17 protein-coding genes are annotated in these 15,994 nt (G+C 66.9%); 14 read left to right on the forward strand and 3 right to left on the reverse strand.

Annotated elements, in window-relative coordinates; genetic code table 11:
* Positions 1–9 precede the first annotated feature (9 nt).
* From ribH to HV786_RS20300, 5 genes are all read left to right on the forward strand, one after another.
* Positions 10–540, forward strand: a complete 531-nt coding sequence (gene ribH / locus HV786_RS20280; protein ID WP_056325435.1) for a 6,7-dimethyl-8-ribityllumazine synthase — start codon at positions 10–12, stop codon at positions 538–540.
* Positions 509–1,018, forward strand: coding sequence for a transcription antitermination factor NusB (gene nusB, locus HV786_RS20285; RefSeq protein WP_056325438.1), 510 nt, complete (start codon positions 509–511; stop codon positions 1,016–1,018). Before ribH ends, nusB begins: the two co-directional genes overlap by 32 nt.
* 144 nt (positions 1,019–1,162) lie before the next feature.
* Entirely contained in the window at positions 1,163–2,128 is a 966-nt protein-coding gene (gene thiL / locus HV786_RS20290; protein ID WP_175211662.1) for a thiamine-phosphate kinase, read from the forward strand.
* Between the two features lie 62 nt (positions 2,129–2,190).
* Complete coding sequence (locus tag HV786_RS20295) at positions 2,191–2,697, forward strand: phosphatidylglycerophosphatase A family protein (protein ID WP_128829038.1); 507 nt, start codon at positions 2,191–2,193, stop codon at positions 2,695–2,697.
* Positions 2,694–3,260, forward strand: coding sequence for a CinA family protein (locus HV786_RS20300; RefSeq protein ID WP_056325445.1), 567 nt, complete (start codon positions 2,694–2,696; stop codon positions 3,258–3,260). Before HV786_RS20295 ends, HV786_RS20300 begins: the two co-directional genes overlap by 4 nt.
* A 104-nt stretch (positions 3,261–3,364) precedes the next feature.
* Here the strand turns inward: HV786_RS20300 and pyrF are convergent, their stop codons facing one another.
* Genes pyrF through HV786_RS20315 form a run of 3 tightly spaced genes read right to left on the reverse strand, consistent with a single transcriptional unit; the run spans position 3,365 to position 5,956 of the window.
* Positions 3,365–4,183, reverse strand: a complete 819-nt coding sequence (pyrF, locus tag HV786_RS20305) for an orotidine-5'-phosphate decarboxylase (protein ID WP_062839593.1) — start codon at positions 4,181–4,183, stop codon at positions 3,365–3,367.
* 5 nt (positions 4,184–4,188) lie between these two features.
* Positions 4,189–5,508, reverse strand: coding sequence for an NAD(P)/FAD-dependent oxidoreductase (locus HV786_RS20310; RefSeq protein WP_175211664.1), 1,320 nt, complete (start codon positions 5,506–5,508; stop codon positions 4,189–4,191).
* 49 nt (positions 5,509–5,557) lie between these two features.
* Complete coding sequence (locus tag HV786_RS20315) at positions 5,558–5,956, reverse strand: diacylglycerol kinase (RefSeq protein WP_056325453.1); 399 nt, start codon at positions 5,954–5,956, stop codon at positions 5,558–5,560.
* A gap of 174 nt (positions 5,957–6,130) precedes the next feature.
* Here HV786_RS20315 and HV786_RS20320 point away from each other — a divergent pair, with 174 nt between their 5' ends.
* The 9 genes from HV786_RS20320 to HV786_RS20360 all read left to right on the forward strand — a co-directional run bounded on the left by HV786_RS20320 (position 6,131) and on the right by HV786_RS20360 (position 15,992).
* Positions 6,131–6,844, forward strand: coding sequence for a FadR/GntR family transcriptional regulator (locus HV786_RS20320; RefSeq protein WP_128828943.1), 714 nt, complete (start codon positions 6,131–6,133; stop codon positions 6,842–6,844).
* Positions 6,845–6,983: 139 nt separating this feature from the next.
* Complete coding sequence (locus HV786_RS20325; protein ID WP_128828942.1) at positions 6,984–7,958, forward strand: sialic acid TRAP transporter substrate-binding protein SiaP; 975 nt, start codon at positions 6,984–6,986, stop codon at positions 7,956–7,958.
* An 80-nt stretch (positions 7,959–8,038) separates the two neighbouring features.
* Positions 8,039–8,665 (forward strand): TRAP transporter small permease, encoded by a 627-nt coding sequence (locus HV786_RS20330; protein ID WP_128828941.1) that lies wholly within the window; start codon positions 8,039–8,041, stop codon positions 8,663–8,665.
* Positions 8,666–8,714: 49 nt separating this feature from the next.
* The gene (locus tag HV786_RS20335; protein ID WP_056325462.1) at positions 8,715–10,124 is read left to right on the forward strand and encodes a TRAP transporter large permease; all 1,410 of its coding nucleotides are present in this window, start codon (positions 8,715–8,717) and stop codon (positions 10,122–10,124) included.
* Positions 10,125–10,136: 12 nt separating this feature from the next.
* Positions 10,137–10,883 carry an SDR family oxidoreductase gene (locus HV786_RS20340; protein WP_175211666.1) on the forward strand — a complete coding sequence of 249 codons (747 nt, stop codon included), beginning with the start codon at positions 10,137–10,139 and terminating at the stop codon, positions 10,881–10,883.
* Between the two features lie 31 nt (positions 10,884–10,914).
* Positions 10,915–11,781 carry a fumarylacetoacetate hydrolase family protein gene (locus HV786_RS20345; protein ID WP_128828939.1) on the forward strand — a complete coding sequence of 289 codons (867 nt, stop codon included), beginning with the start codon at positions 10,915–10,917 and terminating at the stop codon, positions 11,779–11,781.
* A 30-nt stretch (positions 11,782–11,811) separates the two neighbouring features.
* Positions 11,812–13,347, forward strand: a complete 1,536-nt coding sequence (locus HV786_RS20350; protein WP_056325471.1) for a UxaA family hydrolase — start codon at positions 11,812–11,814, stop codon at positions 13,345–13,347.
* 59 nt (positions 13,348–13,406) lie between these two features.
* On the forward strand, positions 13,407–14,927 hold the full coding sequence (locus tag HV786_RS20355; protein WP_175211668.1) for a mannitol dehydrogenase family protein: 1,521 nt from the start codon (positions 13,407–13,409) through the stop codon (positions 14,925–14,927).
* A gap of 9 nt (positions 14,928–14,936) precedes the next feature.
* Positions 14,937–15,992 carry an Ldh family oxidoreductase gene (locus HV786_RS20360; RefSeq protein WP_175211670.1) on the forward strand — a complete coding sequence of 352 codons (1,056 nt, stop codon included), beginning with the start codon at positions 14,937–14,939 and terminating at the stop codon, positions 15,990–15,992.
* The last annotated feature ends 2 nt before the right edge of the window (positions 15,993–15,994 follow it).

A 15,994-nucleotide genomic window follows, 5' to 3' on the forward strand; every position in this document is an offset into this window, starting at 1 on the left:
GGCCGACACATGAACCCTTACATCCTTACCCCCGACCTGAACGGCGAAGGGCTGCACATCGGCATCGTACGCGCCCGCTTCAACGAAGAAGTCGGCCAGGCCGAACTCGAAGCGTGCCTGAAGGAACTGGCCGAACTGGGCGTGGACGAGCGCGACGTGATGGTCGCCACCGTGCCCGGCGCGCTGGAACTGGGCGTGGCCCTGTCCCACATGGCCGAGACGTTTGAATTCGACGCTCTGATCGCGCTGGGCGCGGTCATCCGCGGCGAAACCTATCACTTTGAAGTGGTCAGCAATGAAATGGCCACGGCAATCACCCGCATCTCCCTCGAAACCGGCATCCCCGTCGCGAACGGCGTGCTGACCGTCGACACCGACGAGCAGGCGCAAGCCCGCGCCGCCGGCAAGGGTCGCGATTGCGCCCAGGTGGCCGTCGAAATGGCCAACCTGGTGGCAGCGCTGGAACCCGAGGAAGAAGACGAAGACGAAGACGACGAGGACGAAGATTTTGACGACGAAGAAGACGACGACCAGCGCTGATAGCGCGGCGCAGGCCCGCGCCAATGCGCGCAGCGCGCGCCGCCGTGCGCGCGAATTCGCGCTGCAGGGCGTGTACGCGTGGCTGCTGCGCGGCGGCGAAGGCACGCAGGACGCCGGCGAGATCGACGCCCATCTGCGCGACACCGAGGACTTTTCCGAGGCCGATGCGCAGTGGTTCAAGACCTTGCTGCACGGCGTGCTGCGCGAAGCGCCCGCGCTGCGCGAACGCTTCACGCCTTACGTCGACCGTCCGCTGGCCGAGTTGTCGCCCGTTGAGCACGGCATTCTGCTGATCGGCAGCTTCGAGCTGATCCATCACGTCGAAGTGCCGTACAAGGTCGCCATCAACGAAGCCGTGGAACTGGCCAAGTCTTTCGGCGGCACCGATGGCTTCAAGTTCGTCAACGGCGTGCTCGACAAGCTGGCTGCCGATGTCCGCGCGCACGAGGTCCAGGCCGCGGCGCAGCAACGGCGATAGCTAGACCCCGCAGCGCTTTGCGCTTCCCCCCGAGGGGAGCGCCGCTGCGGACCGGCGGAGCCCGGATCCGCGCGGCCCCGATCTGGGCCGCACGGCGGCCATGCAGACAATGGCGACCATCGGGCGCCGCTTAGTGGAGGCGCGGTGGCGTCCGAATTTGATCTGATTGCGCGCTATTTCACGCGTGCCGCGCCTGCTGGCCTCTTGGGCGTTGGCGACGACTGCGCGCTCTTTCCTGTTCCTCCCGGTGAGCAGGTGGCCACCAGCACGGACTTGCTGCTGGAAGGCCGGCATTTCTTTCCCGACGTAGACCCGAAATCGCTGGGCCACAAGGCGCTGGCGGTGAACCTGTCCGACCTCGCGGCCATGGGCGCGCGCCCGATAGGCTGCGTGCTCGGGCTGGCCTTGCCGCGCCTGGACGAGCCTTGGCTGGCTGCGTTTGCGGAAGGCTTTCATGCGCTGGCCGCGGCCCACGGGTGCCCCCTTGTCGGCGGCGACACCACGCGCAGCGCGCATGACCTGGCGATCAGCGTGACCGTGTTTGGCGCCGTGCCTCCCGGCCAGGCACTGCGCCGCGATGGCGCGCGAAGCGGCGACGACATCTGGGTGTCCGGCGAACTGGGTGCGGCCGACGTGGCCTACCGGCTGCTCGACGGGCAATATCCGGCTAATGCCGCACTGCTGGCCGCCACGCGCGGCGCGTTGGAGTGGCCCGAGCCGCAAGTGGGGCTGGGCACGGCGCTGCGCGGCATCGCGAATGCAGCCATCGACCTGTCCGACGGCCTGGTGCAGGACCTGGGCCACATCCTGGCCGCCAGCCGCGTCGGCGCCCGCCTGCGGTTCGCGGACCTGCCGATGGCGCCCGCCCTGGCGAGCCTGGAAGCGGCGCTGCTGCAACGCGCCCTGCTGGGCGGGGGCGATGTCTATCAACTGTGTTTCACCGCGCCGCCGTCCCGGCGCGACGCCGTGCTGGCGGCAGCCCGCACCGCCGGCGCCCGCGTGACCCGGGTGGGCGAGATTCTGCCGCAGCCGGGCATCGCGGTTCTCGACGCGCAAGGCCAGCCGCTTGCCGACCTGCCCGCCGGCTTCGATCACTTCCCCGCGGACTGATCCGCGGCTTCCTTTTTGCAGACCCTTTCCCCATGTCTTCCGCTGATCAGCACTCCACCTCCATGCGCGACCGCCGCCGCGCCGCGTACCCGGCGCTCTCCTGGGTCTGCCGCGATCCGGGCCGGCTGATTGCGTTTGGCTTCGGTAGCGGACTGATCCGTCCGGCCTCGGGCACGTGGGGCACGCTGCTTGCTTGGGCGATCTGGGTGGCGGCGGCGCCTGCGGCGTCGGACCTGGCCATCGGCGTGTTCCTGGCGGTGGCATTTCTGTACGGATGCTGGGCCTGCCATCGCGTCGGCCGAGAACTCCAGCAGCCGGATCATGTCGGAATGGTCTGGGACGAGATGGTGGCGTTCTGGCTGGTGCTGTGGCTTACGCCGGCTGGTTGGTTGTCGCAGGCGCTGGCGTTCGTGCTGTTCCGCACGTTCGACATCGTCAAGCCGCCACCCATCAAGTTCTTCGACGCCCATATCAAGGGCGGTTTCGGAGTCATGTGGGACGATATCGTGGCCGCCGGCTATGCCTTGCTGGTAATGGCGCTGGTGGCCCGCACAGGAGTCTTGGAATGAACGATCAGCATGAAGGCGCGCGGACCAACATGACGGCCGCGCAGTTGTCGGAAGCGACGATACTCGGCCTGTCCGAGCGGCTGGGCGATGTGCTGCGCCAGCAGGGGTGGATGCTTGGCACCGCCGAATCCTGCACGGGCGGCCTGCTGGCAGGCGCCGTCACCGCGGTGGCCGGTTCCAGCGAATGGTTCGAGCGCGGCTTCGTCACTTACAGCAACGACGCCAAGGTTACCGAACTGGAGGTGTCGCCCGAAACGCTGCATCACTTTGGCGCAGTCAGCGAGCCCGTGGCGCTGGAGATGGCAAACGGGGTGCTGCTTGCCGTGCCAAACGCGCATGTGGCCATGTCGACCACCGGCATCGCCGGACCGGGCGGCGCCACACCGGGCAAGCCGGTGGGCATGGTGTGCTTTGGCTTTGCCATGCGGGTGGGCGACGGCATCAGCAGTCGCGCGGTGACGCACGTGTTCCAGGGCGACCGGGGGCAGGTGCGGCAGGCGGCGGTGGAGTTCGCGCTGCGGGCCGTGCTGGAATTCGCAGGCGCGCCGATCAACCGGCGATGAATCCCGACGCGAAACGCCCGCGCTGAACTGGCGGGCGTTGAAATGAAAAAAGCCGCTGCACCGTGCATTCGCACATGGTGCAGCGGCTTTTGCGCAATGTGGCGTCAGCGCACCGCGTTGATCGCGTCGCGCAGGCCCTTGGCGGCCTCGGCGGCGGCTTGGCGCCAGTCGTCGCCGCCGCTGGCGTAGATGATGGCGCGCGACGAGTTGATCATCATGCCGTTGCGCGCCGCGTTGGCGCCGGCGTTGACCGTTGCCGTGATGTCGCCGCCCTGGGCGCCGATGCCCGGCACCAGCAGGGGCAGGGCGTCGCCGATGCGCTGGCGCACCGCAGCCAGTTCGTTGGGGAACGTGGCGCCGACCACCAGGCCGCACTGGCCATTGGCATTCCACTTGTCCGCCACCAGCCCCGCCACGTGCAGGTACAGGGGCTCGCCGTTGTCCATCTTCAGGAATTGCAGGTCCGAGCCGCCGGGATTGGAGGTGCGGCACAGCACGATCACGCCGCGGTCGCGCCACGCCAGGTAGGGCTCGACCGAGTCCAGGCCCATGTAGGGGCTGACGGTGAGGGCGTGGGCCTGGTAGCGCTCGTAGGCTTCGCGGGCGTAGTTTTCGGCGGTGGAGCCGATGTCGCCGCGCTTGGCGTCCAGCACGATGGGCAGGTCGGGATGGTTGTCGCGGATGTGCTGGCACAGTGCTTCCAGCTGGTCTTCGGCGCGGTGCGCGGCAAAGTACGCGATCTGCGGCTTGAAGCTGCAGGCGTACGGCGCCGTGGCGTCGACGATGTCGCGGCAGAACTGGAAGATGGCGTCCGGCTTGTCCTGCAATTCGCGCGGGAAGCGCTGCGGGTCGGGATCCAGCCCGACTTGCAGGAGCGAGTTGCTGGTGGTCCAGGCGTGTTCGAGTTTTTGCAGGAAATTCATGGGATTCAGTGCAGTTTGACCCGCGGGCGCGTGCGCCGCATGAGCAGGCGAGCCAGGGCGAGGGAGACGGTACGCGAGGCGCCCAGCACCGCGCGGTGGTGCATCAGGTGCAGGCTCATGTACATCAGGCGCGCCAGTGTACCGCTTACGAACAGTCCCCGTCCGGCAAGCTTGCCCATCAGGCTGCCCACCCCGGCGTCCTGGCCCAGCGACACCAGCGATCCGTGGTCCTGGTAGACATAGGGCTCGGTGGGCTCGGGGTTGTTGCGCAGCCGGGCCGTCAGCTTCTTGGTCAGGTAATCGGCCTGCTGGTGCGCGGCCTGGGCCCGGGCGGGCACGGTGCGGCCGTCGCGCCACGGCGCCGCGCAGCAGTCGCCCAGCGCCAGGATGTGCGGATCGGGCGTTTCAAGCCGCTCGTTGACTTCGACCTGCCCCAGCTTGTTCAGCGGCAATCCCAGGTCGGCCAAGAGCGCCGGCCCCTTGATGCCGGCGGCCCACATGCACAACTGCGCGGGAAACTCGCGGCCATCGGCGGTGCGTACCGTGTTGTCCGTCACTTCGGACACGCGGCAGGACGTCTCGACGCGGATGCCCAGTTCGGTCAGGCGCTTGGTCGCCGCCACCGAGATCTTTTCGGGCAGCGCGGACAGGATGCGCGGCGCGCCTTCGACCAGCGTGATGGCCAGGTCGCGGTCGGCGCGGAAGTTCGGCAGGCCATAGGCGCTGACGACGTGGCTGGCTTCGGTCAGTTCCACCGCCAGTTCGACGCCAGTGGCGCCGCCGCCCACGATCACCAGGTCCAGCCGCGCGGAAGGATTGCGCACCTTGGCCTGATCCACCAAGGCCATTGCCTTGAGCATGGTCAGGCGGAATTGCTCGGCGTTTTCGGTGGTGTCCAGCGTGACCGCATGTTCGGCCGCGCCCGGCGTGTTGAAGAAGTTGGAGGTGCTGCCCAGCGCCAGCACCAGCGTGTCGTACGCCAGTTCGCGGCGGGGCAGGACTTCCTGGCCCTGGGCGTCATTGACGGCGTCCACAGTGATGAGACGGCGTTCGCGGTCGACGCTTTCAAGCCGGCCCTGGGCGAACGAGAACCCGTCCATGTGGGCCAGCATCAGGTACGACAGGCCTTCCTGGTGAATATCCAGCGTGCCCGCCGCCGCTTCATGCAGCGAAGGCTTCCAGATGTGAAAAGGGCGACTGTCGACCAGGGTGATGTATTGGCGGCCGTGGATCCGGCCCAATTTGGCGGCCAGTTCAAGGCCGCCTGCGCCACCGCCGACGATGACGATGCGCTTGGAGGGTGCTGACGTCGATTGAGGCATCATGGCTCCCAGTATAAATAGAGTCGCATCCCCGTCGCGATGCGAACCCGTATCAGTGCATGACGAAACGGCTGATGGCCACTCCCACCCAGACCGTTCCGGCAAATATCAGCAGCAGCATCACCGCCGCGCTGCCCAGGTCCTTGGCCCGCCCCAAGAGGGGGTGGCGTTCGACCGACAGCGCATCGGCAAGCGCTTCGATGGCGGAATTAAGCAGTTCCGCCGCCAGCACCATGACCACCACGCCCACCAGGAAGAACACCTCGACCGTGGTGCGGCCCAGAAAGAATGCCGCTGGAATCATCAGCACGGCCAGCGCCAGTTCCTGGCGGAAGGCCGCCTCGTATTTGACGGCCGCCTTCAGGCCCTGCCAGGAATAGCGCAGCGCATTGAGGATACGGCGCGCGCCGCCGGTGCTCTTGAAGGGCGAGTGTTGCGGATCGTGGGTCATGGAATCGGAAGAAAGCCGTGGTGGCGGCTTTTTAACAGATAAGGGTTGCCCGCGTGGCACACCGCGTGCCTATGGGCAAACCCTAATTGTGACCCAACGGCAGCAGGCGCAGGATTCTGGTCAATTGGTAAGGCCACTTTACCGTTTCGTCCTGTCATCGAGCTGTCTTCTTTCATGCCGATTCAGACCATTGAACCTCGCCGCCTGTATCGCCAGATCGCCGATCAGCTTCGTCTGCTGATCGAGGCCGGCGAATTTCCGGCCGGTGCGCGCCTGCCGCCCGAGCGCGACCTTGCGCTGAAGCTGGGCGTGTCGCGGCCATCGGTGCGCGAGGCGTTGATCGCCCTTGAGGTCGAAGGCTGGGTGGAAGTGCGCATGGGCTCGGGTGTGTATGTGCAAAGCCCGGGCGGCGCGCCGCGCGCCAGCCTTACCGCGGAAAGCCCGCTTGAAACCATCCGCGCGCGCCGCACCATCGAGAGCGAGCTGGCCGCGCAGGCGGCGCTCAATCCCGTGCCCGCGTTGGTGGAAGGCCTGCGCGAAGCCGTCGACGCGATGGAAGACGAGGCGCGGGCCGGCAGTGTGCCCATCCGCGGCGACCGGCTGTTCCATCTGCGTGTGGCGGAAATGGCCAATAACGCCGTGCTGGTGCGCGTGGTGGGCGAACTCTTTGACGAACGCCACAACCCGCTCTCCGTGAAGCTGGGCGATTACTTCGAAAATTCCGACAGCTGGGCCGTCGCCATCACCGAACACCGCCGCGTCATCGACGCCATCGCGGCCGGTGACGAACAGGGCGCGCGGGCCGCCATGCGTGAACATCTTTCCTGCTCGTACGACCGCCTGATGGCCAGCTGGCCCGGTGCGGCCGACGCCTTGCGCGCTGAATAGCAACAGGCCGCCGGTCCCTCCCGGGGCGCCGGCGGCAACTCGCAGTCGCAGTTGGTAGGTGCAGCTCCAGTAGGTGAACTCCATATGTAAAACATGACGCGAGGCCGCCGAGCCCGCCACCTCAAAGAGAGGAGACAACATGAAGCCAGGCAACGCCATCAAAGTGCTCTTTGCCGCCGTCGCGATCGCCGTCAGCGGCTCCGCGCTGGCGCAGACCAAACTGAAGTGGGCGCACGTCTACGAGACGTCCGAACCGTTCCATACCTCGTCGGTGTGGGCCGCTCAGGAAATCGAGAAGCGCACCAACGGCCGCTATCACATCGACGTCTATCCGGCCTCGCAACTGGGCAAGGAAAACGACATCAACCAGGGGCTGACGCTAGGCACGGTCGACATGATCATCTCCGGGTCCAGCTTCGCGGCCAAGAGCTTTCCGCGCATCGGCGTCACGTACTATCCCTACACCTTCCGCAGCCCGGAGCACCTGATCGCCTACACCAAGAGCGACATCTACAAGGAGCTCACCCAGGGCTACGACGAAAAGAGCGGCAACCACATCGTCGCGACCACCTACTACGGCACGCGCCAGACCACATCCAACAAGCCGTTCACCAAGTGCAGCGAGATGAAAGGCCTGAAGATTCGCGTGCCGGACGTGGCCGCGTATCTGGCCATGCCGCGCGCCTGTGGCGCCAACACCGCGCCCATTGCCTTCGCCGAGGTCTATCTGGCCTTGCAGAACGGCACGGTCGAAGCCCAGGAAAACCCGCTGACCACCATCGAGGCCAAGAAGTTCTACGAAGTGCAGAAGAACATCATCCTCACTGGCCACATCGTCGATCACCTGAACACGGTGATCTCCGGCAAGCTCTGGAAGAGCCTGTCCGACGAGGACAAGAAGATCTTCGCCGAGGTCGCGCAGCAGGCCGCGGAAAAGGCGTCGGCCGAAGTGGCCGCGTCCGAGAAGAAGATGGTCGACGTCTTCAAACAGCGTGGCCTGTCGGTGGCCGAGGTCAACATCGACGACTTCCGCAACACCGTGCTGGAGAAGGTGCCGTTCAAGCAATACGGCTACGAGAAGTCGGACTGGGAAAAGATCCAGGCGGTGAAGTGAACGCCGGCGCGGCGGGCCGCCACGTCGGTCCGCCGCGCCCGATCTGATCGCCACACCGATCCCGCACGAGGGGAGATTCCATGCACTCCAACGCGAAGGCCGCGCCGATGGCGGCCGTCAGCCATCCGCCGGACAAGCCGCCCGGCGCCCATCACGTTTCCTCGGTGGACGAGATCGTCCAGAGCTTCGAGGAAGCCGATCATCACGTGGTCAGCCTGGCCGGCTACCAGCCGGAAGACTGGATTTGCCTGGCCATGTTCTGGGCGATGGCGCTGCTGGTGTTCCTGCAGTTCTTTTCCCGCTACGTCCTGAACGACTCGTACGCCTGGACCGAGGAGCTGGCGGTGTATTGCCTGATCGGCGTGGTGTTCTTGGGATCCGCGATGTGCGTGCGCGCGTGCCGCCATATCCAGGTGGACTTCCTGTACCGCTACCTGCCCAAGCCTGCCGGCCGCGTGCTGTCCACGCTGATCGATATCCTGCGCACCGCGTTCTTCGGCTATGCCGTGTGGCTGACGTACCGCTACATCGTGCTGGTGGGCGACGAGCCCATGACGACGCTGTTCTGGAACAAGGCGTACGTCTATTGGGTGGCGCTGGCGGGCTTCGTCATGATGTTCTTGCGGTCTCTGCAGGTGTCCGTGCAGAACTGGCGGCAGGGCTACTCCATCCTGGAGAACCCCGCGGCCTATGAGTCGCTGGACTGAAGCGCTGGACTGAATTCCCGAATCCGCAGTGCCTTTGCCAGGAGCGAACATGGGCACCCTGATTGGAACCTTTCTGCTGTTGATGATCATGGGGCTGCCGGTGGCGGTCTCGATGGCGGGCGCATCCCTGCTGTACATCCTGATTTCCGGCAGCGTGCCGGACGTCGTGATCGCCCAGCGCATGATTGCGGGCGTCGAGTCGTTTCCGCTGCTGGCCGTGCCGTTTTTCATCCTGGCCGGCAACCTGATGAACATCGCGGGCATCACGGGCCGCATCTACAACTTCGCAGTCGCGCTGGTGGGCTGGATGCGCGGCGGGTTGGGGCAGGTGAACATCATCGGCTCGGTGGTGTTTGCCGGCATGTCCGGCACCGCCATCGCCGACGCCGCGGGCCTGGGCACCATCGAGATCAAGGCCATGAAGGACCACGGCTACCAGACCGAGTTCGCGGTCGGGGTGACGGCCGCGTCGGCCACGCTGGGCCCCATCATTCCGCCGTCGCTGCCGTTCGTCATCTACGGCATGATGGCCAACGTGTCGATCGGTTCGCTGTTCCTGGCGGGCCTGATTCCCGGCCTGGTGCTGACCATCCTGATGATGCTTACCGTGGCGTACTACGCGCGCCGCAACAACTGGGGCGGCGACGTTGCCTTCAACTGGAAACGGCTTGGCGGCGCGGGGCTGGAAGTGCTGATCGTGCTGGCGTTTCCGATGTCGATCTGGCTGATGACGCTGGCGGGCGTGTCGCCCAACGTCGCCACCGGCATCTCGTTCGCGGCCTTGCTGCTGCTGGACTGGAAGTTCAACTTTTCGGCCGTGATGGCGTTGATGGCGCCGGTGATCCTGATCGGCGGCATGACGCTGGGCTGGTTCACGCCCACGGAAGCCGCAGTGGCGGCCGTGATCTGGGCGCTATTTTTGGGACTGGTGCGCTATCGCTCCATGACGTTGCGCACACTGGCCAAGGCGTCGTTCGACACCATCGAGACCACCGCGTCGGTCCTGTTCATCGTGACGGCAGCCTCGGTGTTCGCCTGGCTGCTGACAACGACGCAGGCCGCGCAGGCGCTCACCGACGCCATCCTGAGCGTGACGCAGAACAAGTGGGTGTTCCTGCTGATGGCGAACGTGCTGATCCTGATCGTCGGCTGCTTCATCGACACCATCGCGGCCATCACCATCCTCGTGCCCATCCTGCTGCCGATCGTCCTGAAGCTGGGCATCGACCCGATCCACTTCGGGCTCATCATGACGCTGAACCTGATGATCGGCCTTCTGCATCCGCCAATGGGCATGGTGCTCTTCGTGCTGGCGCGGGTGGCCAAGCTGTCGGTCGAGCGCACCACGATGGCCATCCTGCCGTGGCTCGTGCCGCTGTTCGTGGCGCTGATCGCCATTACCTACATTCCTTCGATCACCCTGTGGCTGCCCACCGTAATGGGCATGACCGGCAAATAAGGACGCACGCCCATGTCAGCAAGACTGCAAGGCAAGACCGCCATCGTCACCGCCGCAGGGCAGGGCATTGGCCGCGCCGTGGCCCTGGCCTACGCGCACGAGGGCGCCGACGTGCTGGCCGTGGACCTGAACGGCGCCGCGCTGGAATCGCTGTCCGGCTGCCGCACGCACGTGCTGGACGTGACCGACGCCCGCGCCGTGCGTGCGCTGGCTCAGGAAGCGGGCGGCGTCGACGTGCTGTTCAATGGCGCGGGTTTCGTGCATGCCGGCACCATCCTGGATTGCGACGAAGACGCCTGGGATTTCTCGTTCAACCTGAACGTGCGATCCATGTACCTGCTGATCCGAGCCTGCCTGCCGGCCATGCTCGCGCGCGGCGCGGGGTCCATCGTCAACATGGCTTCCGTGGCGGGCAGCATCAAGGGCGCGCCCAACCGCTGCGCCTACGGCGCCACCAAGGCGGCCGTCATCGGCCTGACCAAGGCGGTCGCCGCCGACTATGTGGGGCAGGGCATCCGCTGCAACGCGATCTGCCCCGGCACGGTGGAGTCGCCGTCCCTGCGCCAGCGCATCGACGCGCAGGCGCTGGCCAGCGGCCAGTCCGTCGCGGCGGTCGAAGCCGCCTTCACCGCGCGCCAGCCAATGGGCCGGATCGGCCGCGCCGAAGAGATCGCCGCGCTGGCGGTGTATCTTGCCAGCGACGAATCCGCCTTCACCACCGGCACCGCGCAGGTGATAGACGGCGGCTGGTCCAATTGAATTCTTCTTTTCCAGTAACCAGGAAACCGCTATGAAACTGATGCGCTATGGCGCCAAGGGCTCGGAAAAGCCCGCCTTGATCGACGCAGAGGGCCAGGTCCGCGACCTGTCGTCCGTCATTTCCGACATCACCGCCGAGTCGCTCGTGCCTGCCAAGCTGGCGCAGTTGCGCGCGCTGGATCCGGCGTCGCTGCCGCTTGTCGCGCAGCCCGGCCGCGTGGCGCCGCCGTGGCGCGGCATGGGCAAGTTCATTTGCATCGGCCTGAATTACGCCGACCATGCCGCCGAGTCCGGGCTGCCCGTGCCGGCCGAACCGGTCGTCTTCATGAAGACGACGTCCGCCGTGGTGGGCTGCAACGATCCGGTCGTGCTGCCGCAGGAATCGGTCAAGACCGACTGGGAAGTCGAGCTGGGCGTGGTGATCGGCGAGAAGGCCCGCTATGTCAGCGAGGCCGACGCCATGAAGCACGTGGCCGGTTACTGCGTGGTGAACGACGTGTCCGAGCGCGAATACCAGATCGAACGCGGGGGCACGTGGGACAAGGGCAAGGGCTGCGATACCTTCGGCCCCATCGGTCCTTGGCTGGTCACGGCCGACGAAGTCCCCAATCCGCAGGACCTGGAGATGTGGCTTGAGGTCAACGGCAAGCGCTACCAGAACGGCAGCACCCGCACGATGGTGTTCGGCGTGGCGCAACTGGTGTCGTACGTCAGCCGCTTCATGACGCTGTATCCGGGGGACCTCATCAGCACCGGCACGCCGCCCGGCGTGGGCATGGGCCAGAAGCCCGCGCCTGTCTACCTGAAGGCGGGCGACGAGATGAAACTGGGCATCGCGGGCCTGGGCGAACAGCGCCAGCGCGTCCATGCCTGGGATCCCGCCCTGATCGACGGCTGATCCGCACCCCCCTTGCATTCCGGAGTTCTCATGTCGCAGACCGATACGGCAGTCATCCGCATTCACCCGGCGGACAACGTGGTGATCGCTAGACGCCAGCTTGTCAGCGGCACGCGCCTGGAGGGCGAGGGGGTGACCATCGTGGGGCTGGTGCCGCCCGGCCACAAGGTGGCCGTGCGTGCCATCGCGGCCGGCGAACCGGTGCGCCGCTACAACCAGATCATCGGTGTGGCGCGGCAGGACATTGCGCCCGGCCAGCACGTCCATACCCAGAATCTTGAGTTCTCGGATTTCGAACGCGACTATGCCGTGGGGCAAGATGCGCGGCCCACCGACTACGTGGGGGCGCCCGCCATGTTCGACGGCATCGTGCGTGCCGACGGCCGCATCGCCACCCGCAACTACATCGGCATCCTGACCAGCGTGAACTGTTCGGCGACGGTGGCGCGCGCCATCGCCGATCACTTCCGCCGCGACATCCGGCCCGAGGCCCTGGCAGCCTGTCCGAACGTGGACGGCGTGGTGGCGCTGACGCATGGCGCGGGCTGCGCCACCGGCAGCGACGGCGAACCATTGCGCGTGCTGCGGCGCACGCTGGGCGGCTACGCCCGGCATGCCAACTTCGGCGGGCTGATGGTCGTGGGGCTTGGCTGCGAGACCAACCAGATCGGCGGGCTGATGGAGCAGGAGCATTTGCGCGAAAGCGGCATGCTGCACACCTTCAACATCCAGGACACCGGCGGCACGCGCAAGACCGTGGCGCGCGGCATCGAACTGGTCGAGCGCATGCTGGACCAGGCCAATCGCGTCCAGCGCCAGCCCGTGCCCGCCAGCCACCTGACCGTGGGGTTGCAATGCGGCGGGTCGGATGGCTATTCCGGCATCAGCGCCAATCCTGCGCTGGGCGCCGCGGTGGACCTGCTGGTGCGCCACGGCGGCACGGCCATCCTGTCCGAGACACCGGAAATCTACGGCGGCGAGCACCTGCTGACGCGCCGCGCGCAATCGCCGGCCGTGGCGGACAAGCTGCTGGCGCGCGTGCGCTGGTGGGAAGACTACTGCGCCCGCAACGACGCCGAGATGGACAACAACCCCTCGGCCGGCAACAAGGCGGGCGGCCTGACCACCATCCTGGAAAAATCGCTGGGCGCCATCGCCAAGAGCGGCACGACCAATCTCACCGACGTCTACGAGTACGCCGAGCCCGTGCATACACGTGGGCTGGTCTTCATGGACACCCCGGGCTACGACCCGGTCTCGGCCACCGGGCAGGTGGCCGGGGGCGCCAACCTGATCTGCTTTACCACTGGCCGCGGGTCCGCGTATGGCTGCGCGCCCGCCCCGTCGCTCAAGCTGTCCACCAACACGGCGCTATGGCAGCGCCAGTCCGACGATATCGACATCAATTGCGGTGAAGTCGTCGACGGCGCGCAGAGCGTGGCGCAGATGGGCGAGCGCATTTTCCAGCTCATGCTGCAGACGGCGTCGGGCCGGCGCACCCGCAGCGAGACGCACGGCTACGGACAAAATGAATTCGTCCCGTGGCAACTGGGCGCGGTGATGTAGCGAAGACGGCTCGGGGCATGCTATACCCTGGCGTCTCCCCTTTTAGGCATAGCGCACCCATGCTTGAACGTTTGAATTCGGAGTCATTGCCGCGTCTGCCCGCCGACGTTGAAAAGCCCAGCTACGACCGTAGCCGGCTGACGCCGGGCATCGTCCATCTGGGGCTGGGCGCCTTTCACCGGGCGCATCAGGCGTTTGTCACCGATCAGGCGATGCAAGCCAGCGGCGACCTCACCTGGGGCATCCTGGGCGTCTCGCTGCGCCACCCCGCCACCCGCGATGCGCTAACGCCCCAGGACGGGCTTTACACGCTGGCCGTGCGCGACGCCGGTCCGGACGGTCAGGACCGCGAACACCTGCGTATCGTGGGATCCGTGCTGCGCGTGATGGTGGCCGAGGAAGACCCCAACGCCGTCCTCGAACGCATCGCGTATCCGCAGACCCGCATCGTCAGCCTGACCGTGACGGAAAAGGGCTACAGCCACGAACCGGCCACGGGACATCTGCGCTGGGACGATCCGGACATCGTGCACGATCTGGAAAACCCCATCCGGCCCCGCAGCACCATCGGCATCCTGGTCTACGGCCTGGCGCTGCGGCGCGAACGCGACCTGCCGCCGATCACGCTGTTGTCTTGCGACAACCTGCGCGGCAACGGCGACACGCTGCGCAGCCTGGTGCTGGCCTTTGCGCTGCGCGTTGACGTGACCCTGGCCGACTGGATCGACCGCCACTGCACGTTTCCGAACTCCATGGTCGACCGCATCGTGCCGGCCACCGAAGACCAGGACCGCCGGCGGATCGCCGAACGCCTGGGCGTCGAGGATGCCTGGCCCGTGCTGGGCGAGCCCTATCTGAACTGGGTGATCGAAGACCGGTTCGCCGCCGGCCGCCCCGCCTGGGACGCGTACGGGGGCGCCACCTTCGTGCGCAATGCGGCGCCCTACGATCGTCTGAAGCTGCGCATGGTCAGCGGGCCGCATTCGGCGCTGGCCTATCTGGGCGCGACGCTGGGACTGCATACGGTGGCCGATGCCGCCAACACGCCCGCGCTGCGGGCGTTCGTCGACGCCATGATGCGCGAAGAGATCGCCCCGACCCTGCGCGGCATTCCCGACACGGGGCTGGTGGAATACCGTCTGCGGTTTCTGGAACGGATCTCCAACCCGGCGCTGCCGCATCCGCTGTCGCAGATCGCCATGGACGGATCGCAGAAGCTGCCCCAGCGCCTGCTGGACACCATTCGCGACCGGCTGCGTGCCGGCCACGGCATCGATCGTCTGTGCCTGGCGGTCGCCGCATGGCTGAACTACCTGCGCGGCGAGGACGAGCAGGGCAGCGCCTACCCCATCCAGGACCCCATCGCCGCGCGCCTTGACCGCCTATTGGCGCGCGCCGAGGTGGCCGCGCATGCCGCCATGCCGTCGCAGGCGGCTCAGCGGCGCGCGACGGTGCTGGCGCGCTTTAAACCGGTGTTCGGCGACCTGGGCAATTCGGCCGAGTTCGTGGGCGCCCTGACCAAGCATCTGGAAGCGCTGCGCGAGCACGGTGTGATCCATGCCGTGCAGGCGGCCACCTAGGAGACAAGCATGGACGCCGAAAGCCGCGTGACCGCCGACGAATGGGAACGCTGGGCCGAGGCGTGCCTGCTTGCGCAGGATTTTCCGGCCGATGACGCGCGCTGTCTGGCGCAAAGCCTGGCGCAGACCAGCCTGTGGGGCATCGATTCGCACGGCATCGCGCGGCTGCCGCATTACCTGAATCGCGTGGCGTACGGCTCGATCCTCGCCAGGCCCGACGTCCGCATCGTGCGCACGGGGCCGGGCACGGCACAGGTCCACGGGGGCCGGGGGCAGGGCATCGTGGTGGCGCATCGGGCCAATGCGCTGGCCGTCGAGCTGGCCCGCGACGCCGGCGTGGCGGCGGTCGGCGTCAGCGACTCCTCGCATTGCGGGGCGATTGGGCTCTACAGCCGCGCGGCAGCCAGGCAGGGTTTGATCGGCATCGCCTTCACGCATTCGGACTCGGTCGCCGCGCCCTTTGGCGGGCGCGAAGCCTTCTTCGGCACCAATCCCCTATCGCTGGCATTTCCGCGCGCGGACGGGTCGCCGTTGTGCCTGGACATGGCCACGACCTCCATTCCTTGGAACCGCGTCATGAACGCGCGGCGCGATGGCTTGGCGTTGCCGGCGGGCGTGGCGCTGGACGAGAACGGAGCGGACTGCACCCACGCGCAGGCCGCGCGCGCATTGCGGCCGCTAGGTGGCGAGGAATACGGCTACAAGGGGTATGGCCTTGCGATGATGGTCGAGCTGCTGTGCGGACCGCTCAACGGCAATCCATTCGGCCCGCATATCTCGTCGATGTACGAGGCGCTGGACCAGCCGCGCGAGCTGGGCGCGTTCTTCATTGTCATCGACCCGGCGCGCTTTGCCGGTGGGGCGGCGCTGGCCGCGGTGGTGGCGGGGATGGCGGTCGAGCTGTCACAGGCGCCGGGCGCGCCCCGCATGCCTGGCGATCCGGAGGCGGTGCATGAGCGGGAACGGCAGCGGCTTGGCCTGCCCGTGCCGCCCGCGCTGTGGGACGAGATGGCGGACTGGAGCCGCCGGCTGGGCGTGGCGCTGCCGGCGACTCGTCAGGCGTAGCT

This window comes from Achromobacter mucicolens (assembly GCF_902859725.1).
In the GTDB taxonomy this organism is placed as follows: Bacteria; Pseudomonadota; Gammaproteobacteria; order Burkholderiales; family Burkholderiaceae_B; genus Achromobacter; species Achromobacter mucicolens.